Source organism: Pseudomonas phytophila, from assembly GCF_025643095.1.
GTDB classification, from domain to species: Bacteria; Pseudomonadota; Gammaproteobacteria; order Pseudomonadales; family Pseudomonadaceae; genus Aquipseudomonas; species Aquipseudomonas quasicaspiana.
Window position 1 is genome coordinate 447,361 of the sequence record NZ_CP081201.1, and the last position, 22,700, is coordinate 470,060.

Genomic DNA, 22,700 nt, shown 5'->3' on the forward strand with positions numbered 1-22,700 from the left:
CGCAGCCATAAAAAAACCCGCACTAGGCGGGTTTCTTTATTTTTCAGGTGATGCTTGCACCACCTGAAATCAATTAGTGGTGCCCAGAGACGGAATCGAACCGCCGACACGGGGATTTTCAATCCCCTGCTCTACCGACTGAGCTATCTGGGCAACGGGGCGCATTAGACGTGTTTTTCAGGGGGTCGTCAAGCATGTTTTTAAAAAAATCTGAATTATTACCGTCGCTTACGACCCGCACTGCTTGAAACGCTTTATTTCTCGGGGGGAACGTAGCCTTCGGCCTGCGCGTATTCTTCGCCGGACAGGAACTTGTCCATCTGGGTCTGGAGGAATTTGCGATCTTCGGCATTCATCATGTTCAGACGCTTTTCGTTGATCAGCAGGGTCTGGTGTTTCTGCCAGTCGGCCCAGGCTTTTTGTGAAACGTGGTTGAAGATGTCTTCACCTTTGGCGCCAGGGTATGGGGCGCGTTCCAGGCCTGGCAGTTCTTCTTTGTACTTGCGGCACATTACGGTGCGGGTCATGACGACTCTCCTGCGTTCAATACGTCGGCTGCGCGTTTCAGCAGCTTCTTCACCGGGGCAGCAAGGCCCAGGCGCGGCGGGGTGGCGAGGTTATACCAGAGCCAGTCGGCCTCGGCCACGTGATGAGCTGACTCCTCGACCCTGACAAGCCACGGTTCGATGCTCAGTTGGAAGTGGCTGAAAGTATGGACCAGCCCCGGGAGTTCCTGATGTTGGCCCAGTTCCAGCGAGTGTTGCACTGCCAGATGCTGCAGGTCATCGAAGTCATCCAGCTCCGGCAAGCTCCACAGGCCGCCCCAGAGACCGGTAGAAGGACGGCGATAAAGCAGAATCGCGCCGTCGCGGTTGGCAAGCATTGGCATGAGCGTGCGCTTTTGCGGGACTTCCTTGCGCGGTTTGGGGATGGGGTAGCGAGTTTCCAGACCGAGCAGATGCGCTTCGCAACCGGATTCCAGCGGGCATAGCAGGCAGCTCGGTTTACTGCGAGTACATAACGTGGCACCGAGATCCATCATTGCCTGGGTGTAGTTGTTCACCCTGGCGTGTGGCGTGAAGCGCTCTGCGGTGGCCCACAGTTGTTTTGCGACCTTCGGCTCCCCCGGATAACCCTCCTGCGCCGTAAAACGCGCCAGAACGCGTTTGACGTTGCCGTCGAGGATCGGCGCGCGCAGGCCCATGCTCAGGCTGGCAATGGCCCCGGCGGTGGACAGGCCGATGCCGGGCAGCAGGATCAGTTTTTCCACGTCACGCGGGAATTCGCCGTCGTGATCCGCGACCACGATCTTTGCGGTTTTCTGCAGGTTGCGCGCCCGGGTGTAGTAGCCGAGGCCGGTCCACAGATGCAGCACTTCGTCTTCGGGCGCTTCGGCCAATGCCTGCACGGTGGGCAGGGCATCCATGAAGCGGTCGAAGTAATTCAGTACGGTGCTGACCTGGGTTTGCTGCAGCATGATTTCCGACACCCAGACCCGATACGGCGTGATGCCTTGCTGCCAGGGCAGGTTATGTCGCCCATGGCGGTCGTACCAATCAAGCACAGCGCTGGAAAATTGCTCGGGTTGCATTGCTGATCCGGTTTTGATGAGTAATCCAGGTCTTCGCCTGTTCGGGGTAGGAGCGCGCTTGCCCGCGAATGCGTCAGGTCAGGCGACGATATTGTCGCCTGACAGGTTGAATCGCGGGCAAGCGCGCTCCTACAGATGTTGTGTTTAACGTTTGAAAAGTCCGCGCAGGGCGTCTTTCAATTCCGGGCTGACTTTGTCGCCGAGTTTTTCTTCGATCTTCTCGCCGATCTTGTCACCCGCCATTTTCGCGGCGATCTGGCCCAGGCCTTCCTTGTCGAGACGGCAAGCCTTGGCGCCCAGTTCCAGCGGGCCGCGACACTGCACGGGCCACTCGATTCCGACGTAGCGAGGGTTCACTTCGCAGGCCGGGTCGGGCATTTCGGTTTTGTCGCCTTCGATGATGATGCCGACGCGGTAGTGCATGCCCAGCACGCGCAGGTCCACATCGCCATTGCCGTTGACGGTCAGGCCCGGAATCTGGACCTTGAGGTCGGGGTTGTTGGCCACGCCGTTGCGGAACACCAGATTGCCGTTGAGCTGCTTGAAAGGGGTGTCCTTGCCGCGTGGCTCACCGCTGAGTGTTTTGCGGTTGAGTATCGAGATGCCCTGGCAAAGCTGTTGCTCAAGGTTGGCGTTAACCAGCACGCCGTTGGTGAGCATGAAACTGGCCGTACCGTTCAGGCTGTCGATCAGGGCTTTTTCGCTGTTGCCTTTGCCAGTCAGATTACTGTTGAGGGTCAGCAAGCCTCTGACGGGCGGATTTTGATCCTGACTTTGCAGGAAGCGCTCGACCGGAACCTTGTCGACTCGCGTCTGCAGGCTCAGCAGCGGCAGGTCCGGGCGCACATCAAGATTGCCCTTGACCTCGAAGTTGCCGCCGTAGAGATCTCCGCGCAGGCTGTCGACCTTGACCTCGCCATTCAGGGCCTGGGTTTTCAATATGGCATTCTGGATTTGCAGCTTCTCGATCGTCAGGGCGCCGAAGCTGATGTCGGCGTCCACATCAAGCTTGCGCATGCGCTCCAGGGGCAGCAGTTTGGCGGTGCTCCATGCGGCTTTTGTCGGCTGATCCGGCAACGGCGTCGTGCCTGCGCCAGCCACGGCAGCGGCTTCGCTGTTCTGTACTTCAGACTTGCGTGCCGCGCTTGCGCCTTTTTTCTCTTCGCTTTCAGCCGGGCGATAGCGATCGGCGTTGAACGTGTCCGCTTTGAGTTGCAGGCGCAGCGCCTGTTTGGCGAAGTCTTCCAACGCAACGCGACCGGTGAAGGTGCTGTCGTCAACTTTCAGGTTCAGCTCTTCAAGTGCCACGCTGTTCGGCGTGCCGCTGATGCGGGTGATCATGCCCACCTGGCTCAGGCTGCCTTCTGCCATGGCCGGGAGTGGATGGCCAACGCTGTCGAGGAACGTCCGCAGGTCAAACGGTGCAACGGACACTGCGCCGCTGACTTGCGGTGTTTTGTCCAGGTCGCGGGCGCGGAACTCGCCGAGAGCGCGCAGCTGGTTGGCGGACAACTTCATGTTGGTCCATTCAGCGACGTTTGCCGCCAGATCAACCAAGAGCTGGCCTTGTGCAGCGAAAGTTACCGTCTTGCCCTGCAATGGCTCGCCCGATGCTTCGCCGGACAAACGCATGTCGCCAAACTGGTAGCGCTTGAGGGCGCGATCCAGACGCAGTTGACCAACCAGTTCGGTCTTGGCGCGCATCACGGGTTGAGTGGTGCCAAGGAATGCGGTCAGTTTGATCGGAATGTCAGCGCCTTCATGCACCGCGCCGGTGCTGAGCTGGATGCTTTCGGCAGTGAACGACTGACCTTTGCTCGCATCGACGTAATCCACCCGGGCGTTGTTCACGGTGAGGCTGTCGATATCAAGTTTGATCGGCTGGGAAGGCTTGTCCGGTTTGACTGCCGGAGCTTGTTCGCCATCGGACGGAGGCGTGCTGGTGGCTACGTCAGGGGTGGCCGGTTTGCCAATGTCTTCCCAGTTGCCATGGCCGTTTTCGTCGCGGCTCAGGCTCAGATTCAAGCCTTCAACGCGGACGTCGCTCATCTGCACCTCGCGACGCAACAGCGGCAGTACACGAACGGACAGGCCCAGCATCTGCAAATCGGCAAAAGGCTTGGTCGGGTTGTTCAAGGTCGCGACGCTGGCTTCGTGCAACTCAAGGCCGAGCCAAGGGAACAGGCTCCAGCCGATATCACCGTTGAGTGTCAGTTCAACGTGCGCCTTGTCACGGGCCAGTTGGCGAATCTCGTCTTTATAGTCGTTGGGATCAAACAGATGGGTCAGGGCAAAGCCGAGAGCCACGATGATCAGCAACAGCCCGAGAACAAAAAGTCCCAGGATTTTGCCGAACGCTTTCATGGGCGAGTCCTTGTATTCGAACGTTTAAAATTTGCCCGCGAGTATAACCTCCTGACGCAGGTGCAGGGCTTTGGATGCCTCAAGCGCTACCCTGTTCAGCTTTTTCGGCTAATAGAGCACGAGCGACATCTGAAGTTTGGCCGCCAGAGCCTGGACTTCGGGAGGTTCGGCGGTTGCCAGCAAGCGTAGCTCGCAGCCGGACTGTCGGGCCGACTTTTGCGCCTCGCTGATCAATTGTTCGGCGAAACCTCTCCGGCGCGTCGGGCTACGTACGCATAAGTGCGACAGCTCCCACGTCATCTCGTGACGTTTCAGCCGGGCGGCAGCCACCAGTCGGTCATTGAAGCGAGCAACGACGAGCGCATTTTCCTCAAGACAGCTTTCGATCAGTTGCACCGCGTCAGCAAAAGGCGTGAACAACCAGGAGGGTGCGTCCCGGTAAATCTTCTGCAAATCCGCTTGATCCTGATAGGTGGCCGACTGGAGAAACTCAACGACGATAGGCATGAAATGTCCTCTGGCGACGGGCGGCACCGGCGATTGTGCCCTAAATACAAGAGGCAAAGCGCTGGCGTCAAAAAAAGTGATGTCAAAACGCCTTTTTTTAATTGACAGGTGATAATCTCGCGCCGTTCGTTAATCCGGTGCGTCTATTTGTCACGTATTCGGGAACTCTGCCGATAAAACGGTCGTTGCCTGCGTGCACGGAGGCTGTGGGTGGAACGTCGACACCTTGTGAGCATCTTTTCTGGGGATATAACAATGAGTACAAGCACTGCGTTGGGCGGTTCACCCGCACAGCCTGCGTTCTTGTCCAAAGAGCGCATCATCGCCAAGCCGGGTTTCAACCGCTGGCTCGTACCACCTGCGGCATTGGCTATCCACCTGTGCATCGGCATGGCGTATGGCTTCTCCGTGTTCTGGCTGCCGTTGTCCAAGGCAGTTGGCATCAAGGCTCCAGTAGCCTGTGCACCTGACATGAGCTTCTTCGCACAGATTTTCTCGTCTGCCTGCGACTGGCCCATCTCCATGCTGGGCTGGATCTACACCCTGTTCTTCATCTTCCTGGGCTGTTCGGCTGCCATCTGGGGTGGCTGGCTGGAACACGCAGGCCCGCGTAAGGCCGGTGTTGTATCGGCATTGTGCTGGTGTGGTGGTCTGCTGATATCTGCGTTAGGGATTTATACCCACCAGATATGGCTGATGTGGGTCGGCTCCGGGGTGATCGGCGGTATCGGTCTCGGGCTGGGCTATATCTCGCCGGTTTCGACCCTGATCAAGTGGTTCCCGGACAAGCGCGGTATGGCTACCGGCATGGCGATCATGGGCTTCGGTGGCGGCGCGATGGTAGGTGCTCCACTGGCCGCAGCGTTGATGAACCATTTCGCTTCGCCTGAAGGCGTGGGCGTTTGGCAGAGCTTCGTGGTGATGGCGGTGATCTACTTCATCTTCATGATCGGTGGCGCATTGTCCTACCGTGTTCCGCCAACCGGCTGGAAACCAGAAGGCTGGACCGCACCGGTCAAGAAAGCCAGCAACGCGATGATCACCAACCGTCATGTACACGTAAGTGTGGCCTGGAAAACGCCGCAATTCCGTCTGGTATGGCTGGTGCTGTGCCTCAACGTTTCGGCAGGTATCGGTATTCTCGGCATGGCTTCGCCGCTGCTGCAGGAAGTGTTCGCCGGTAAACTGCTGGGCCTCGACCTGGCGTTCAACCAGCTTGATGCTGTTCAGTTGGGCCAGATCGCTGCCATCGCTGCGGGCTTCACCGGTCTGTTGAGTCTGTTCAACATCGGTGGTCGCTTCTTCTGGGCTTCGTTCTCGGACTACCTGGGTCGTAAAAACACTTACTTCGTGTTCTTCGCTCTGGGCTTCCTGCTCTACGCGCTGGTACCAAGCCTGAGCCACATGGGCAGCGTCGCGCTGTTCGTAGCGGCCTTCTGCGTGATCCTGTCGATGTACGGCGGTGGTTTCGCGACGGTTCCGGCTTACCTGGCTGACCTGTTCGGTACGCAAATGGTTGGCGCGATCCACGGTCGTCTGCTGACTGCCTGGGCTGCGGCGGGCATCCTCGGTCCGGTTCTGGTCAACTACCTGCGTGAATATCAGCTGAGCCACGGCGTTGCCCGTGCCGATGCTTACGATATGACCTTGTACATTCTGGCTGGCCTGCTGGTGCTGGGCTTCATCTGCAACCTGCTGGTTCGTCCGGTGGCTGACAAGTACTTCATGACTGATGAGGAACTGGCTGTCGAGCAATCCTACGGCATGGACAAAGGTGCGGATCACACCACCGTTCTTGAGTGGAAAGCCGATCCGGGCAGCAAGCCACTGGCTATCGCCGCCTGGCTGGCTGTAGGCATCCCGCTGGCGTGGGGCGTCTGGATCACTCTGCAGAAGACTGCGGTGTTGTTCCACTAAGCTGGCTTAAGGGCATCCTCGTTCCGGTATTTGTTGGAGCGAGGCTTGCCCGCGAATCGGTCGCCTCGGTACGTCAGATCGATCCCGTTATCGTTCTTCGCGGGCAAGCCTCGCTCCAACAGGGGTGTGATTTGCCCGTTTATTCACCTCGGCGAACCGTAATTCGTCGTCTTCTCTCTTTCCCTTCTTCTGTTTGCTTCATGCCAGCCGGTTCTGGGCCTATAATGCTCGCCTTTTTCGCCCAATGATTTTGCGGAGCTGGTGATGGCCGAACGTAAGGCGTACGTCGAGCGTAATACTCTGGAAACCCAGATCAACGCTTCGATCAACCTGGATGGCACCGGAAAGGCCCGATTCGATATCGGCGTGCCTTTTCTTGAGCACATGCTCGACCAGATCGCCCGTCACGGGCTGATCGATCTGGATATCAACTGCAAAGGCGACCTTGAGATCGACGATCACCATACGGTGGAAGATGTCGGTATCACTCTGGGTCAGGCTTTCAGCAAAGCTATCGGCGACAAGAAAGGCATCCGTCGTTATGGCCATGCCTACGTGCCGCTCGATGAAGCGTTGTCGCGTGTAGTGATCGACTTCTCGGGGCGTCCGGGCCTGCAAATGCATGTGCCGTATACCCGCGCTGTTGTGGGCGGCTTTGATGTAGACCTCTTCCAGGAGTTTTTCCAGGGCTTCGTCAACCACGCCAATGTGACGCTGCACATCGACAACCTGCGTGGCACCAACACACACCACCAGATTGAAACCGTCTTCAAGGCCTTCGGTCGCGCACTGCGCATGGCGGTTGAGCTGGATGATCGTATGGCCGGGCAAATGCCTTCGACCAAGGGTGTGCTCTGATGCAGACAGTCGCAGTCATCGATTACGGCATGGGCAACCTGCACTCGGTTGCCAAGGCGCTTGAACACGTTGGCGCTGGCCGGGTGCACATCACCAGCGACGCCAATGTGATTCGTGAAGCCGACCGCGTGGTGTTCCCCGGTGTCGGCGCGATTCGTGACTGCATGGCTGAAATCCGTCGGCTGGGCTTCGACTCGCTGGTGCGTGAAGTCAGCCAGGATCGGCCGTTTCTCGGTATTTGCGTTGGTATGCAGGCGTTGCTCGACAGCAGTGAAGAGAATGGCGGCGTGGATTGCATCGGCATGTTCCCTGGCCAGGTGAAGTTCTTCGGCAAGGATCTGCATGAAGACGGCGCGCACTTGAAGGTGCCGCACATGGGCTGGAACGAAGTTGCGCAGGCAGTGGATCACCCGCTGTGGCACAGCATTCCGGACATGGCGCGTTTTTACTTCGTGCACAGCTTCTACATTGATGCGGCCAATCAGCGTCAGGTGGTCGGTCGCGGTCATTATGGCGTCGACTTTGCCGCGGCGCTGGCTGACGGTTCGCGCTTTGCTGTGCAGTTTCACCCGGAGAAGAGCCATACCCATGGCCTGCAGTTGCTGCAGAACTTCGCCGCGTGGGACGGTCGCTGGTAATCGTTATGGCCAAGGGTAAAAGCAAGCCGCCGATCCTGACGCTCAGCCCCGAGCACGAGCAGCAGGCCATCGACAAGCTCAAGCGGCTGTTCTCTCAGCGTTTCGAACTGGACCTTGGTTCATTCGAAGTCGCCGAGGTGCTTGAGTTCTTTACCAGCGAGATTGCCCCGCATTATTACAATCGAGCGATTTTCGATGTTCAGCAGCACCTCAAAGAGAGGTTCGAAAGCATCGAAAGCGATTTGTGGGCGCTCGAGAAGAATTGAATAGAAGCAGCTTCAAGCGACGAGCCTCAAGCTGCAAGAATTGTCGGGTACGCATGCTTGCAGCCTATGGCTTGCAGCTTGTGGCTCTTTTGACGAAGGAAAAAGCATGCTGATCATCCCCGCTATCGATCTCAAAGACGGTGCCTGTGTGCGTCTGCGCCAGGGCCGGATGGAAGATTCCACCGTATTTTCCGATGACCCGGTTGCCATGGCTGCCAAATGGGTCGAGGGCGGTTGCCGTCGTCTGCATCTGGTTGACCTGAACGGCGCGTTCGAAGGTCAGCCGGTCAACGGCGATGTGGTTACTGCCATTGCCAAGCGTTATCCGACCCTGCCGATTCAGATCGGTGGCGGTATTCGCTCGCTGGAGACCATCGAGCACTACGTGAAAGCGGGCGTTAGCTACGTGATCATCGGTACCAAGGCCGTCAAAGAACCCGAGTTTGTCGCTGAAGCCTGTCGCGCATTCCCTGGCAAAGTGATTGTCGGTCTTGATGCCAAAGACGGCTTTGTGGCGACTGATGGCTGGGCTGAAGTCAGCACTGTGCAGGTCATTGATCTGGCCAAGCGTTTCGAAGCTGACGGTGTCTCTGCCATCGTTTACACCGACATCGCCAAAGACGGCATGATGCAGGGCTGCAATATCCCGTTCACGGCTGCGCTGGCTGCTGCGACGCGGATACCGGTGATTGCTTCCGGTGGTATCCATAACCTGGGCGACATCCGCGCATTGCTGGATGCCAAGGCTCCGGGAATCATCGGCGCAATCACAGGCCGTGCGATTTACGAAGGTACGCTGGACGTGGCTGAAGCTCAGGCGTTGTGCGATAGCTACCAGCGCTAAGCCATTTCGGTAGGAGCGAACTTGTTCGCGAGAGGTCGGGCCATTCAGCATCTATGGAGCCTGACGGAACGCCTCGCGAACAAGTTCGCTCCTACCGGGATCCCGGCAGGACAGAAATCGGAGATAACCTAATGGCCCTGGCCAAACGCATCATCCCTTGCCTGGACGTCGACAACGGTCGTGTGGTCAAGGGCGTCAAGTTCGAGAATATCCGTGACGCTGGCGATCCGGTTGAAATTGCGCGTCTGTACGATGAGCAGGGCGCCGACGAAATCACCTTTCTGGACATCACGGCCAGTGTCGATGGCCGCGATACCACCCTGCATACCGTCGAGCGCATGGCCAGCCAGGTGTTTATCCCGCTGACCGTGGGCGGTGGCGTGCGCACCGTGCAGGACATCCGCAACCTGCTTAATGCCGGTGCCGACAAGGTGTCGATCAACACTGCTGCCGTGTTCAATCCGGAGTTCGTTGCCGAAGCCGCTCAGCATTTTGGATCGCAATGCATCGTTGTCGCTATCGACGCCAAGAAGGTCTCGCTGCCGGGTGAAACCCCGCGCTGGGAAATCTTCACCCACGGCGGTCGCAAGCCGACGGGTCTGGACGCTGTGCTGTGGGCCAAGAAGATGGAAGAGCTCGGCGCCGGTGAGATTCTGCTGACCAGCATGGATCAGGACGGCATGAAGAATGGCTTCGATCTGGGTGTAACCCGCGCAATCAGTGACGCGCTAGGGATTCCGGTCATCGCCTCGGGCGGTGTTGGCAATCTTCAGCATCTCGCTGACGGTGTGATCGAAGGCCACGCCAGCGCGGTATTGGCGGCGAGTATCTTCCACTTCGGTGAATACACCGTGCCGGAAGCCAAGGCCTACATGGCCAAGCGCGGCATCGTGGTTCGCTGAGGTCTCACGACACCGCGCAGAACCTGTGGGGAGGTTCTATGTTTGTCTGCAAGCGTGCTCTTGATCTTGTAGGACCGGCTTTAGCCGGGAGAGCGGTATGTCGCCAAAGAAAATTTAGTGAATATCCCGACTTTCTCCCGGCTAAAGCCGGTCCTATGTATGGACTCGCCCCTACATTCAACCTGCTTTTGAACACTGCTACCCGGTTGCATCTATGTATAAGGCCTATTCGAGGAAGCATCATCAGCTTCTGGCCAACATTGGGTGAGCTCGCGGTATGCCAATTACGATAAGGCCTCAAAAGGGCCAGTAGGACCGTAGGCATCTATCCACGACGGTCTGACCAAGGGTCAATGTTCTTAAGCAGCGGTTGAGGTGACCCAGCACCCCGGTGGCAGAACTCTGTTTTTTCAATGATTCATCGTCGCCTCCTGGCAACCCGCTGGCTGGCGACTATAGGTCTGATCGTTTTGCAGCAGCACCCAGACGATTCGCAGGTTTCGGTTGGCCAATCTGACGGCGGCTCCCTTTTGACCATGCTGGCTTAACCAGCGTCTCAAACGGCGATCATCCGGATGTTCAGAGTCAGGCCGCACCTGCCTTAACACAGCGTGCGCTCCCTGAATTGAAAGGCTGCGAATGTAGCCATCACCGCGTTTGCAAATTTTGCCCAGCCGAACTTTTTGTCCGCTGCTGTTTTGCTCAGGAACCGTACCGAAGTAGGCTGCGAACATTCGTGCATTGGCGAAGCGCCCAGGTTCAGTTTGCTTGGCCAGTAGCGCTGTAGCGATGACAGGACCGATGCCACGTACTGTCATCAGGCGCTTTGCTGTCTTGTCTTCGCGCGCGGCAGCTTCCAGACGCCCCGTCAGCACGTCGATACGTTCACCCAGCTGACTCCATTCGCCCAGCAGTTCGTCGACCAACTCGCGCAACATATCTGGCAATGGCTGGGTTGCGTCTTCCAGTATGCGTGGGACATTTCGGCTTAGGGCCACCGCCCCTTGCGCCATGGCAATGCCTTGTTCCAGCAGCAACCCACGTATCTGATTACCCATTGCGGTGCGCCGCTTTACATACCCTTGCCGAACACGATGCAGGGCCTGCATGGCCAATTGCGCGTTACTTTTGACGGGCACTGAAGCAATGTTTACATCTCGTCCCGAGCGCAATATCGCCAGGACATCGTTGCGGTCATTCTTGGCGCCGCTGCGATGATTGGCGACATGTTGCGCCGGTAAAATTCGCGCCTGATTGCCCTGAGCTTGCAGCAACTGCGCCCAAGCCTGTGCGCCAGGGCCGGTTTCCATCAGCACCGTCACGCTTGACGGCAGTTTTTGTAAAAAGGCTACAAAGGCTTCGCGTGACTTGATTCGCTCTTCGTAAATGACCTGACCAAGGGCGTCTTCTCCGGCTATCTGGAATACGTTCTTGGCAAGATCTACAGCCACTGTTGAACAAGCCGACACATCGGCTGAAGACAAAGCGTTACTTTTGATCGTATGCTTTTTCATGGACTCGCCCTCGCTGTCGTTGGCTTCTTAAGAATGCCACCGTGGCGCTACTGACGCCTCGGCTTGGGCGAGTCCATCCAATTACGGGATGCGTGGGTTCTGTGTGTGGTGCTTGCCCGCGATGAGGGCGCAAGCACCGCTCCCACAAGTTCTCCGTTTGCAGTGTGATAGTGCAGTGTCAGCGCAGCAGAGCTGTTACTTAGCGTTGCATACTCAAGCGCCCAGCAAATCCATCCTTGGCGCTGAGCGTTGCCCCGACATATCAAATGCCTTGGTGCACAGTTTCACTGGCAGTTCGCTTGCGCCAATTTGCACGTCATCGAAGGTGATCGCGTAACCCTCCGGTTCATCACAGTCGGTTTCTGATTCTGCTCCGGCCTTGTATTCATAAGCGCTCAAGGTCGGGTTAGAAAAGTGCCACTGAATGCTGTGATCTCCGTTGTTCTGCCTTGTGATATCGAATTGCGGCGCTCTTGTCGGGCCGGGCTCAGCAATTTCCGTCGCGATTACCAGCGGGCTTTTCATCATGGCTACTGTGGGCGACTGTTCGGATGAGTCGACGCCAACGATACACAGCAGATAGATACCCGGCTCTGCGCCTACAGGGTCGTTGATCTGTGCGTCTTCTGCGCTCATTACGTCGCTGTAATGGTTCGGGCTTTCACAGAGCTGTGGGTCCCGCACGGATTTGTAGCGGTAGAGCGGTTGGTCGAGGCTGAATGCGAATTGCCAGGTGGGCAGTGTCGCGCTGCCGTCTGCATCGTATTTCACCCGCTGGTAATAATTCACCATTGGCCGTTTCTGGCTAAAGGTGACGCTTGGCATCAAATCACATCCAGCGGTGCTGGCCCTGAATAGACCTTGAGCGAAGCAGTGCTGCAGGTGAGCCGTCGGGCTGGCGTAATTAGTGCCTGCGGACCAATGCGGCCAACCATTTTTAAGCTCGCAGGGCGCGTCTTCCATGCAGCGGTTTTCAGGCAAAGAGGTCGCCGTACTGGTAGAGACAACTCCCAATACTTCATTCGAATAGCGGTCGAGCAATGGGCTGCCTGAACTTCCAGGTCTCAGCCCTTGGCAGTTATCTTTATAAAAGCCTCGATGGATAGCCGGTTGTTCGATCAGCGTTTCGATGGACACGTGGCGGCAGGTTGATAGCCGCAAGCCTCTCTCCGGGTATTGAGTCGGTGCGCCAACGATCAATAATTCTGCGGCTATTGCAGGTGTCGAGGTCTTCAACTGCAATGGCTGGATACCGTTGTCCATCAAGGTCTGCAGGCTGGCATCAAGTTCGACGATCGCCATGTCCAGGCCGCGCAGGCGGCTCCAGGCGACTTGCTTTAGCGCGTAACGCCGGTGATCGTTGGCGGTGTCGTGAAAGTAGTTGAAGTCGATGTGACCGTCGCTGGCTTGATGAGCCACCACGTTCATACTGTCAAACGAGACACAGTGGGCGCTGGTTAAAACATAAGCGGGGCCTGACGTGCCGGTGTCGTGATCCCTAGTATCGATCAAGGTCGCCGTGCAGTGCGAGTCTGGATGGCTAGCGTTAATGATCAGGCGACCTATGCCTTTCCAGTGATCGTTCTGGCCGTTACTGTTTTCCAGCAGCAGTGAAGGCGCGAGGTTTTCGCGTCCGTTGCCATAATCTTTCGAATGCACGACAGGTGCCAGGGCGAAAGCGAGCAGGGCGGCGATTGTGATGCCGGTTATCTGGATATTCATGACAGACCTTTGCGGTTGTTCACGGCGATTCATTTCGCGGTGAAGTTCTGTCCGGCAGGTAGTCAGAAGCCTCCCCCCTAGCGGGAGTAAATAATTATCGAAAATCTTTTTTATCTGTTTGCGCGACTCTGTTGGCAATACGCCATGTGTGCTGGACAAGCGCTTTTGAGCGCTGCACTCTGTCTGCCGTCAGCGTATGGAGAGCGCCAATGTTCAAATCTCGTTTTATTGCCCTAACGGCCTTCAGCGCTCTGGTTTTTAGCGCCACTGAGGCTGCACTGGCCGATGACGCCATTGAGGCACCGGGACGCGACTCCATTGTGCTGATGACCGAAAATCTGCCGCCTTACAACATGGCAATCGACGGCAAAAACTTCGCTCAGGAAAGCAACATTGAAGGCATCGCTGCGCAAGTGGTGCGCGAGACGTTCAAGCGTGCAGGGATCAGCTACAGCATGACGTTACGGTTCCCCTGGGAGCGTATCTACAAGCTGGCCCTGGAAAAGCCAGGCTACGCGGTGTTTTCTACAGCGCGTTTGCCTGAGCGGGAAAAGCTGTTCAAGTGGGTCGGACCAGTGGGTTCCTACGACTGGATCCTGCTCGCCCGTGCCGATAGCCCTATCAAACTGACCAGCCTGGAGCAGGCCAAGGGTTACCGGATTGGTGCTTATAAAGGTGACGCCATTGGTGAGCGACTGCTGGCCCAAGGGCTGAACCCGATCCTGTTGCTGCGCGATCAGGACAATGCCAAAAAACTGGTCAACGGGCAGATAGACCTGTGGGCAGCGGGCGATCCAACAGGGCCTTATCTGGCCAGAATAGAAGGCGTCACCGGCCTCAAGACCGTACTGCGGTTCAATCACGCTGATCTGTATCTGGCGCTCAACAAGGCGACGCCCGACGAAGTGGTGAACAAGTTGCAGGCGTCGCTGGACCAGCTACGAGCGGAAGGGGTTGTGGACAAGATCCTGTCCCAGTACCGGTAAGACCGCATTTTTAATGTTGGAGCGCGGTCAATGGTAAGAGCCGAGCTTGCTCGCGAAGAACGATGGCACGGATTTAAGCCCCGCCGCCGCCAAGTCGCAATAAGGGGCTGCCTGACATATCGCTTCGCTAACAAGTTCGCTCCTACCGTTTTAACGATTCCGGTTTTTACCGGTAAACCCCGTTTTTGCCATGCGCAGCCGTCGCCTGATTACCCCCGCACGCTGATCATCTGGCGCAAGTCGATCCACTCGATGCCCTGCGCTTTGAGGCGCGGCAGTTCGCGCTCCAGCACGTCGAGCGTCACCGGGTAAGGATGACCGATCATCACCGCCGAGCCCTGTTTGCGGGCCAGCTCAATGGCTATTTTCAGTTGCCGGGTAATGGCCTCAGGCGTGCGCTCATCATCGAGAAAGACATCCCGGGACACGCTGGCCAATCCTATTTTTTGTGCCTCGGCCGCCGCCACGGTTTTCGCGCTGGTGCGGCTGTCGACGAATAACAGGTGACGGCGCTGCAGCTCGGCCATCAACCATCCCATGGCGACCGGTTCGGCGGTCATGCGGCTGCCCATGTGGTTATTGATCCCGGCGGCATAGGGGACTTTGAGCAGCGCAGCGTTCAGCCTGCTTTCCAGTTCGGCAAGGGGAAGTTCGGGATGCCACGCATAGGGACCGGTTGCCGGGTCCATGGGCATGTGCAGAATGACGATCTTGCCAGCACGATGCCCCTGACGAGCAAACTCGGTGGCATGAGGGGTATCCGGCATGATCGCCAAGGTGACGGGGCCGGGGAGGGCAAGCACGCGTTGATCCCGGGCCGGATTCTGGCCCAGGTCATCAATGATCAGTGTCAGGAAAGCAGGCTGAGGTTTGCTGGCCTGCGTCGCTGGCGCTGCGTGAGCAACGCCAGTGAGTACGCAAAATGCGGCCAGCAGCCAACGAGACAGGAGCACACGCATCGTTTAGTTGCCGCGCGTGATACTCAGGCCCTTGAGCAGGCTCAGCGCCTGGCTGAGCTGGAAGTCATCGTCCTGCGGGCGAGCCTTGGCGGCAGCACCTTTGACTGTTGGTTTGTCAGCGCCGCCATTACCGTTGCCCAAGTGACCGAACAGATCGGCTTCCTTGTACGCTTCACCGTCAGCTTCGTTGGTGACCTTGGCGCGACGCACCACGATATCCGGATTGATGCCCTGCGCCTGAATCGAGCGACCGTTAGGCGTGTAATACAGCGCCGTAGTGATCTTCAAGGCGCGGTCATTATTCAGTGGCAGCACGGTTTGCACCGAGCCTTTACCGAAGCTGTCAGTGCCCATCAGGATGCCGCGTTTCTGGTCCTGCAAGGCACCGGCGACGATTTCCGAAGCAGAAGCACTGCCGCCGTTGATCAGCACCACCAACGGTACGCCTTCGCTGGCATCGGCCGGATCAGCCGAGAAGCGCAGTTCGGAATTGGCAATACGGCCCTTGGTGTAAACGATCAGGCCCTTGGTCAGGAAGTGGTCAGCCACTTCAACGGCCGACTGCAGCACGCCGCCAGGGTTGTTACGCAGGTCAAGAATCAACCCGCTCATTTTCTTGCCATTGTCTTTGCGGAACTTGGCCAGCGCTTTGCCGACTTCGTCACCGGTCTTGACCTGGAACTGGGTTATGCGGATGTAGCCGTAACCGTTCTCCAGCATCTGTGCCTTGACGCTCTTGACCTGAATCGTCGCACGGGCAAGCGTCACGTCGAACGGGTTACCGCCGTCGCGAACCAGCGTGAGAGTGATCTTCTCGCCAATCTTGCCGCGCATTTTGTCGACCGCTTCCTGCATGGTCTGACCTTGCGTCGGTGCACCGTTGATCTTGACGATCAGGTCACCGGCCTCGATGCCCGCCTTGGACGCCGGGGTATCGTCGATAGGGGAGACGACTTTCACGAAGCCATCTTCGACGCCGACCTCGATGCCCAGTCCGCCGAACTCGCCGCTGGTGCTTTCCTGCAGTTCCTGGAAGTCTTCCGGACCGAGGTAGGCCGAATGCGGGTCGAGATTGCTGAGCATGCCCTTGATGGCATTCTCCAGCAGCGTCTTGTCGTCCACCGGTTCGACATAAGCGGCTTTGACCCGGTCCATGACCTCGGCAAAGGTGCGCAGCTCATCTAGCGGCAAAGGCGCTTTGGCGGTGTTCGCAGCAGCCGGTGCGGTGGCTGGCGCAGCTTTGACTTCTGCAGCCTGAGCCAGTGGAGCGCCGATAACGACGGCAATAGCAAGGGCCAGCGAGGTGAGGCGGGACAGATACGGCATGTCTAACGAACTCCTGAAGGTGGAACCGACTTATCCTTGAGTGCGGCACCATTGGGCCGGATCACTAGGGCGACCCTGCTGACGAATAGCGAAATACAACGCCGGTGTGTCCTGTCCACCACTGTTGCCAACAGTAGAGATGGCTTCACCGGCTTTAACAATGTCCCCGGCGGCTTTGAGCAATGTCTGATTGTGGCCATACAGACTCAAATAACCGTTGCCATGGTCGAGAATGACCAGAAGCCCGGCGCCGCGCAACCAGTCTGCGAAGACCACCCGACCGCCGTGCACAGCATGAACCTGACTCCCCGCCGAAGCGCTGATCATTACGCCGTCCCACGTGGAACGAGCGTCATCACCGCGGGCTTCACCGAAGCGTGCCAGTAATCGACCATCAACAGGCCAGGGAAGTTTGCCTTTGACTGCAGAGAAAGCTCCGCCGTATGAAGCGCCAGCACTGGAAACCATGGCGCCTGGCGCTTTGGCCGGACGTTTTGGTGCATCATCGCTGTCGGTTCGGCTGCTGCTTTTGCTACTGCTGTTGGCTTGCGCCTGGGCTTCGCGCTGACGTTTTTCTTCAGCCTCACGCTCAGCGACCAATGCTCTCTGTCTGGCTTCTTCAGCCTCTTTGGCCTGACGTGCAAGGGTTTCTTCGATGGTTTTCAGAACTTTGCCCAGTTCAGCTTGTTCCTGCTGCCGTGCCTGAAGCTTCTGATCCCGCGACTTGTAGTCCTGATTTAGCTTTGCCAGTGCCGCCTGGCGTTCCTGGCGAACCTTGTCGAGTTCTTCGTGCTGGGTTTCCAGCGAACTCTTCTGCACCAACAGTTGTGCCTGTTGCAGGTCGATATCTTTTTCAACGCCTGCGAGCTGGCGCAGTGTTTCATTAAAGGTGCGCAGCTGAGTCAGGCGCGCCTGGCTCATGTAATCGTAGTAGGTCAGCGTCCGGGCGAATTTTTCCGGATGTTGTTGGTTGAGCAGCAGCTTCAAGTATTCCTGACGACCGCTTTGATACGCAGCCCGGGCCTGAATGGCGATCAGCCGTTGTTGCTCAACGCGTGCGCTCTGGAGTTTGCTTTTTTCCTGGTTCAGCCGATTGAGCTCGGCTTCGGTCTTTTTTAGTTCCTTTTGCAGGACCTCGACCTGCTTTTCCAGCTTACCCATTTCGGTTTCAGTGCCACGCAGGTCCTTCTGGACGCCGGCTTTCTCTTTCTGCAAGTCGCCAAGCGCTTTTTGCAGCTCGGTGACATCCTGACGCGCTGCGTCAATCTGTTTCTGGGTGAGCGCCCGCTGATCGTCGGCAAACGCCGGATTGAGCAGGCAGATCAAAGCAAGGGTGATCAAGGCGCGAAGCATGAGGGTGGGCGATACCGAGGAATTGTGAAAAAAAGTGTCAGGCTTAGTATGCCCGCCACACGCTGCAAAAAAAACGCCTCGTATGAGGCCTGACAGATAAAAAACCGGCATATGGCTAAGCGACATGCCGGTTTGGAGCGTTTTTACGCGTCAACAAGGATCGAATGGCCGGTCATTTCTTCCGGTTTTTCCAGGCCCATGAGTTTCAGCATGGTTGGCGCGACATCGGCCAGAACTCCGCCTTCGCGCACTTTCAGATTGCGCTTGCCTATATAAACGAAAGGCACGGGTTCGGACGTGTGCGCGGTGTGCGCCTGGCCGGTGTGGTCATCGGTCATTTGCTCGACGTTGCCGTGGTCAGCCGTCAGCAAGGCTTCGCCGCCGACTTTTTCCAGCGCCTCGGTGATGCGCCCGACGCAGACGTCCAGGCATTCAACGGCCTTGATTGCTGCTTCCATGATGCCGCTGTGGCCCACCATGTCGCCGTTGGCGTAGTTGACGATAATCACGTCATAACGTTGGTGCTCGATGGCATCGACGATTTTGTCGGTGACTTCCGGCGCGCTCATTTCAGGCTGCAGATCGTAGGTCGCGACTTTCGGCGACGGGATCAGGATGCGCTCTTCGCCCGGGAACTCTTCCTCGCGGCCGCCCGAGAAGAAGAAGGTCACATGCGCGTATTTTTCGGTTTCCGCGATGCGCAGTTGGGTCTTGCCGTTGGCGGCCAGGTATTCACCCAACACGTTTTTCAGGCTCCCTGCTGCAAACGCGGACGGCGCAGGGATGCTGGCTGCGTATTGGGTCAACATCACATAGTTGACCTTCGGCTGGCGGGCGCGCTCGAAGTCCTTGAAATCGTCTTCGACGAATACACGGGTGATTTCCCGGGCACGGTCGGCACGGAAGTTCATGAACACCACGGCGTCGCCGTCTTCCACTGTGACCTTGTCACCAATGCTGGTGGCTTTGACGAACTCATCGTTTTCGCCGCGCTCATAGGCTGCTTCAAGGCCCGCTACGCTGCTGGAGGCATTGAATTCCGATGCACCATCAACAATCAGGTTGTACGCCGCTGATACACGGTCCCAACGATTGTCGCGGTCCATGGCGAAGTAACGACCAATGATGCTGGCGATCCGGCCTTTGCCCAGGCGGGTAAAAGTGGAGTCCAGCAGTTCGAGGGATTTCTGCGCGCTGCGCGGTGGCGTATCACGACCGTCGAGGAAGGCGTGCAGGTAGATTTTTTCTGCGCCGCGCTGGGCGGCCAGTTCTGCCATGGCCACCAGGTGATCCTGATGGCTGTGAACGCCACCGTCCGACAGCAGGCCGAGAATGTGTACGGCCTTGCCTGCACCAACGGCTTTATCCACTGCGCTACAAATAGTGGGGTTCTGGAAGAACTCGCCATCGCGAATGGCTTTGGTGACTCGAGTGAAATCCTGATAAACCACGCGCCCGGCACCCAGGTTCATGTGGCCGACTTCGGAGTTGCCCATCTGACCGTCCGGTAGACCGACATCCATGCCCGAACCCGAGATCAGGCCATTGGGCATCGACTTGTACAGGCGGTCCATGACCGGCATTTTGGCTGCCAGAATGGCGTTGCCCTCATGGCTCTCGCTGTGTCCGAAGCCGTCCAGAATGATCAGGACCAAAGGTTTTGGCGTGGTAGTCATAGATCCCACTCGTGGCTGAAAAAGTAAGTTGGAGAACAGATCGGCATTTTAGGGGCTGTTGATCTGCAATTGCGAGCCGCGATACCGGAGTTATCGGTTCTGGCGCGATGTCGTATGGGCTTGATCGACGTCATTGTCTGACGGGCTTTGGCCGACCTTGGCTGCTGTGTATACTGGCCGACATTTTAACGCCCTGGAACCTACTGATGCTTCAGCACCTGCTTGCTTTTGCTACCAACCACTATTTGATCACTGGCGCTTTCATCATTTTGCTGGGGATGCTGATCGCCTACGAATTGAGCAAGGGCGGTCGCAGCCTGAGCACAGGTGAACTGACCGCGCTGGTCAACAAGGATCAGGCCGTGATCATCGATATCCGCTCCCCCAAGGATTTCGCCACAGGTCACATCGTAGGTGCCCTGAACTTCCCGAACGACAAGGTCCTGACCCGCACCAGCGAGCTGGAAAAGCACAAGGCCAAGACTCTTATCATCGTCGACGCAATGGGCCAGCAGGCTGGCTCCGTCGCGCGCGAGCTGCTCAAATCCGGTTTTACGGCTGCCAAGCTGTCCGGCGGTGTATCCACCTGGCGCGCAGATAATCTGCCTTTGGTGAAGTGAAATGGCTGAAGTCATCGTCTATTCCAGCGATTATTGCCCTTACTGCACTCGCGCCAAGCAATTGTTGCAGAACAAGCATGTGGCTTTCGAAGAGATCAGAGTCGATGGCAAGCCGCAAGTTCGCGCCGAAATGGTGAAAAAATCCGGCCGTACCTCTGTTCCGCAGATATGGATCGGTACGACCCATGTAGGTGGATGCGACGATCTTTTTGCCCTGGAGCGCGCCGGCAAGCTTGATGAGCTGCTCTGAGCCTGACTCCAACCCTCTTTCCAGAACTTAAACGTTAAAAGGACCCGAGATGACTGATCAACCGACAAACGGCACCGCTACCAACGAAGAAGATGCTCCGCAATTCTCGCTGCAGCGTATCTACGTTCGCGACCTGTCGTTCGAAGCGCCAAAAAGCCCTGCAATCTTCCGTCAGGAATGGACGCCTACCGTCAGCCTCGACCTGAACACTCGTCAGAAGCCGCTGGAAGGTGATTTCTACGAAGTGGTGCTGACGTTGTCGGTTACCGTCAACAACGGTGACGAAGTGGCTTTCATCGTTGAAGTGCAGCAAGCCGGCATCTTCCTGATCAAAGGCCTGGATCAAGGTTCGATGAGCCATACGCTGGGTGCGTTCTGCCCGAACATTCTGTTCCCGTATGCTCGCGAAACCATCGACAGCCTGGTCGTCCGTGGTTCTTTCCCGGCGCTGATGCTGTCCCCGGTGAACTTCGATGCCCTGTACGCGCAAGAACTGCAGCGCATGCAGGCTGCTGGCGAAACACCTACTGTTCAGTAAGTGTTTTAGCTGGACCCAAAAAAGCGCCTTTTGAGGCGCTTTTTTGTGGGTTATGAAGGCGTTGGAATATGACCTGTGGGAGCGAATTCATTCGCGAAAGCGGTGAGTCAGGCTCCGATGATGGTGACTGACACACCCGCCTTCGCGAATGAATTCGCTCCCACAGGGAAAGACCACGTCTACTTGAATCCCAACTGCCGCCAGCCTTCATACACTGCCACGGCAACGGTGTTGGACAGATTCAGGCTCCGACAACCCTCACGCATCGGCAAGCGCAGTCGCTGATCGGAGGGCAGGGCATCCAGAACTTCAGCAGGCAGGCCACGGCTTTCCGGGCCGAACAGGAAAGCGTCACCTTCCTGAAAGCTGGCGTCGTGGAAGGGGCGAGAGCCTTTTGTGGTAAAAGCAAACAGCCGCGGATGACCGATGCTTTCCAGGCAACTGGCGAGGTCGGGATGGGTCTGCAAAGTGGCGAACTCGTGATAATCGAGCCCGGCGCGGCGCAGGCGTTTGTCATCCAGTTCGAAGCCCAAGGGCTCGATCAAATGCAGGGTGCTGCCGGTATTGGCGCACAGCCTGATGACATTGCCGGTATTCGGCGGAATTTCTGGTTGAAAAAGGATGACGTGAAACATGCACGGCTCCGAGCTGAAGAATGGGGAGCATTCTACCCCTGAAGAGGACCCGCGGCCGAAGCTATGGCCAAAGGTTCTGGGTTCGCTGGCAATTGTCGGGCTTTTGGTCGGCTTGATGATCGGGCGTCTTACCGAGCCGACTCCGCTGGAACTGCTGCAGATAGAGGAACAGCCGACCGGGCTTGCCTTGTGGTTCAACCGTGAACCTGAGGTTGTGCCTGAGCACCAGGACGGAACGTTCGCCATGCGCTTTGCGGCCAAAGGTCAGCCGTGGAGAGGGCAACTGAAGGTCAACGGAAAGGATGTGCGCTGGAAGCTGGAGCGGGACAAGAAGGATTTGCTGCTGACTCTGCTGGCGGCCCGTCCTCTGCACGGCGACTTGCGCGGTGCGGAGCTGGACGGGCGCTGGAGACTGGAGGTCAGTCTCCGAGAGGAATAAAAGAGGGGAATCCCCGGCCTGCCTGTACCAAGGTCCCCAAAACTGGTGATACGTAACCTATTGCAGGCGTCGTGCCAGTTTTGAAATTTCTGCTTTCAAAAATATTTGCCTGTCCTGTTTCGTGCCCCCCAAGCCCGTGTTTTCGGGCTTCTCGAGTGTTTCATTCACTTATCAAATGTGTGTTCAGCGTCCATTCAGGCTGCCGGATCGGGATGGGCCTGAGTTTTGCCGAGCGCAAAAATCGCTTCGTTATGGTGCAAACCTGGCGTTGGATGCACGGTTTTAACGTTTCCCAATTACGCCGCACGACAACAATTTCCCGATTTTGTTCGCTGCGCTCGCTGTCAGGTGCCCTCCCGCAGCCCCAAAATCGGCCGACAGATGGTCCTGAAACGGCCGATTAAAACTTTTCTCAGAACAAATTTTACGGGGCTGCGTTCGGGTGATGACAACTGTAACAATCGGTGATGTAACCTCTGCGCCTCAATGAATGCGGGGTTTTGAGTGTTTGTTGAACTGTTTTGGGTGGGCTGATTCCGGAGAGCATGCAGGTCGCTTTTCGCTTTCCGTTCGACCAGTCAGAATGATCTGACGAACGGCAGTGAAATATTATTTAGGAATTAGTGAAACAGCTCGATACACTCAATGACGGATGGATCCGACATGGTATGTGACATATAACCGACAGGTCTTAAAAGCTCAGTAATAATTCTTTTTCGATTTGTTAAATGTTCACTACCCTGCGACCACCGTGACCGGTGGGTCATTGGTCTTGAGGCGCTGATTAACCATTGG

The 22,700-nt window shown here is 57.2% G+C and carries 21 protein-coding genes, 1 tRNA gene and 1 pseudogene; 11 read left to right on the plus strand and 12 right to left on the minus strand.

Features of this window, described 5'->3' with window-relative positions:
• Positions 1–77: 77 nt before the first annotated feature.
• From K3169_RS02045 to K3169_RS02065, 5 genes are all read right to left on the minus strand, one after another.
• Positions 78–153 (minus strand) — tRNA-Phe (locus tag K3169_RS02045).
• Between the two features lie 101 nt (positions 154–254).
• Positions 255–527 (minus strand): oxidative damage protection protein, encoded by a 273-nt coding sequence (locus K3169_RS02050; RefSeq protein ID WP_027901312.1) that lies wholly within the window; start codon positions 525–527, stop codon positions 255–257.
• Positions 524–1,591 (minus strand): A/G-specific adenine glycosylase, encoded by a 1,068-nt coding sequence (gene mutY, locus K3169_RS02055; RefSeq protein WP_263269773.1) that lies wholly within the window; start codon positions 1,589–1,591, stop codon positions 524–526. Before mutY ends, K3169_RS02050 begins: the two co-directional genes overlap by 4 nt.
• A 144-nt stretch (positions 1,592–1,735) precedes the next feature.
• The gene (locus tag K3169_RS02060) at positions 1,736–3,955 is read right to left on the minus strand and encodes an AsmA family protein (protein ID WP_263269775.1); all 2,220 of its coding nucleotides are present in this window, start codon (positions 3,953–3,955) and stop codon (positions 1,736–1,738) included.
• Between the two features lie 108 nt (positions 3,956–4,063).
• On the minus strand, positions 4,064–4,462 hold the full coding sequence (locus K3169_RS02065; RefSeq protein WP_263269777.1) for a PanM family protein: 399 nt from the start codon (positions 4,460–4,462) through the stop codon (positions 4,064–4,066).
• A gap of 255 nt (positions 4,463–4,717) precedes the next feature.
• Between K3169_RS02065 and K3169_RS02070 the strand changes: the two genes are divergently transcribed.
• The 6 genes from K3169_RS02070 to hisF all read left to right on the plus strand — a co-directional run bounded on the left by K3169_RS02070 (position 4,718) and on the right by hisF (position 9,887).
• Positions 4,718–6,379: an OFA family MFS transporter gene (locus K3169_RS02070; RefSeq protein ID WP_027901316.1), complete on the plus strand. Its 1,662-nt coding sequence runs from the start codon at positions 4,718–4,720 to the stop codon at positions 6,377–6,379.
• Positions 6,380–6,643: 264 nt separating this feature from the next.
• A complete protein-coding gene (gene hisB, locus K3169_RS02075; RefSeq protein WP_027898918.1) occupies positions 6,644–7,237 on the plus strand; it encodes an imidazoleglycerol-phosphate dehydratase HisB in 594 nt (197 codons plus the stop codon).
• Complete coding sequence (gene hisH / locus K3169_RS02080) at positions 7,237–7,875, plus strand: imidazole glycerol phosphate synthase subunit HisH (protein ID WP_027898919.1); 639 nt, start codon at positions 7,237–7,239, stop codon at positions 7,873–7,875. Before hisB ends, hisH begins: the two co-directional genes overlap by 1 nt.
• 5 nt (positions 7,876–7,880) lie before the next feature.
• On the plus strand, positions 7,881–8,141 hold the full coding sequence (locus K3169_RS02085; RefSeq protein WP_027898920.1) for a DUF2164 domain-containing protein: 261 nt from the start codon (positions 7,881–7,883) through the stop codon (positions 8,139–8,141).
• 106 nt (positions 8,142–8,247) lie between these two features.
• A complete protein-coding gene (gene hisA, locus K3169_RS02090; protein ID WP_027898921.1) occupies positions 8,248–8,985 on the plus strand; it encodes a 1-(5-phosphoribosyl)-5-[(5-phosphoribosylamino)methylideneamino]imidazole-4-carboxamide isomerase in 738 nt (245 codons plus the stop codon).
• A 131-nt stretch (positions 8,986–9,116) separates the two neighbouring features.
• Entirely contained in the window at positions 9,117–9,887 is a 771-nt protein-coding gene (gene hisF / locus K3169_RS02095; RefSeq protein WP_231672185.1) for an imidazole glycerol phosphate synthase subunit HisF, read from the plus strand.
• A 410-nt stretch (positions 9,888–10,297) separates the two neighbouring features.
• Here the strand turns inward: hisF and K3169_RS02100 are convergent, their stop codons facing one another.
• A complete protein-coding gene (locus tag K3169_RS02100) occupies positions 10,298–11,356 on the minus strand; it encodes an IS110 family transposase (RefSeq protein WP_231678247.1) in 1,059 nt (352 codons plus the stop codon).
• 258 nt (positions 11,357–11,614) lie between these two features.
• Complete coding sequence (locus K3169_RS02105) at positions 11,615–13,123, minus strand: trypsin-like serine peptidase (protein ID WP_263269782.1); 1,509 nt, start codon at positions 13,121–13,123, stop codon at positions 11,615–11,617.
• A gap of 209 nt (positions 13,124–13,332) precedes the next feature.
• Between K3169_RS02105 and K3169_RS02110 the strand changes: the two genes are divergently transcribed.
• Positions 13,333–14,109 carry a substrate-binding periplasmic protein gene (locus tag K3169_RS02110; RefSeq protein WP_099267900.1) on the plus strand — a complete coding sequence of 259 codons (777 nt, stop codon included), beginning with the start codon at positions 13,333–13,335 and terminating at the stop codon, positions 14,107–14,109.
• 166 nt (positions 14,110–14,275) lie between these two features.
• Here the strand turns inward: K3169_RS02110 and K3169_RS02115 are convergent.
• From K3169_RS02115 to gpmI, 4 genes and pseudogenes are all read right to left on the minus strand, one after another.
• Positions 14,276–15,068: pseudogene (locus K3169_RS02115) on the minus strand (divergent polysaccharide deacetylase family protein).
• Between the two features lie 3 nt (positions 15,069–15,071).
• Positions 15,072–16,394 (minus strand): S41 family peptidase, encoded by a 1,323-nt coding sequence (locus K3169_RS02120; protein ID WP_099267902.1) that lies wholly within the window; start codon positions 16,392–16,394, stop codon positions 15,072–15,074.
• A gap of 30 nt (positions 16,395–16,424) precedes the next feature.
• A complete protein-coding gene (locus tag K3169_RS02125; RefSeq protein ID WP_027898926.1) occupies positions 16,425–17,747 on the minus strand; it encodes a murein hydrolase activator EnvC family protein in 1,323 nt (440 codons plus the stop codon).
• Positions 17,748–17,890: 143 nt separating this feature from the next.
• A complete protein-coding gene (gene gpmI / locus K3169_RS02130) occupies positions 17,891–19,423 on the minus strand; it encodes a 2,3-bisphosphoglycerate-independent phosphoglycerate mutase (RefSeq protein WP_263269783.1) in 1,533 nt (510 codons plus the stop codon).
• Between the two features lie 206 nt (positions 19,424–19,629).
• Between gpmI and K3169_RS02135 the strand changes: the two genes are divergently transcribed.
• Genes K3169_RS02135 through secB form a run of 3 tightly spaced genes read left to right on the plus strand, consistent with a single transcriptional unit; the run spans position 19,630 to position 20,831 of the window.
• A complete protein-coding gene (locus K3169_RS02135; RefSeq protein WP_027898928.1) occupies positions 19,630–20,043 on the plus strand; it encodes a rhodanese-like domain-containing protein in 414 nt (137 codons plus the stop codon).
• Position 20,044: 1 nt separating this feature from the next.
• On the plus strand, positions 20,045–20,293 hold the full coding sequence (grxC, locus tag K3169_RS02140) for a glutaredoxin 3 (RefSeq protein WP_027898929.1): 249 nt from the start codon (positions 20,045–20,047) through the stop codon (positions 20,291–20,293).
• 49 nt (positions 20,294–20,342) lie between these two features.
• Positions 20,343–20,831: a protein-export chaperone SecB gene (gene secB / locus K3169_RS02145; RefSeq protein ID WP_027898930.1), complete on the plus strand. Its 489-nt coding sequence runs from the start codon at positions 20,343–20,345 to the stop codon at positions 20,829–20,831.
• Between the two features lie 179 nt (positions 20,832–21,010).
• On the opposite strand, the gene trmL is transcribed toward secB, so the two are convergent.
• On the minus strand, positions 21,011–21,466 hold the full coding sequence (gene trmL, locus K3169_RS02150) for a tRNA (uridine(34)/cytosine(34)/5-carboxymethylaminomethyluridine(34)-2'-O)-methyltransferase TrmL (protein ID WP_027898931.1): 456 nt from the start codon (positions 21,464–21,466) through the stop codon (positions 21,011–21,013).
• Here trmL and K3169_RS02155 point away from each other — a divergent pair.
• The gene (locus K3169_RS02155) at positions 21,465–21,905 is read left to right on the plus strand and encodes a hypothetical protein (RefSeq protein WP_099267904.1); all 441 of its coding nucleotides are present in this window, start codon (positions 21,465–21,467) and stop codon (positions 21,903–21,905) included. The genes trmL and K3169_RS02155 overlap by 2 nt on opposite strands.
• The last annotated feature ends 795 nt before the right edge of the window (positions 21,906–22,700 follow it).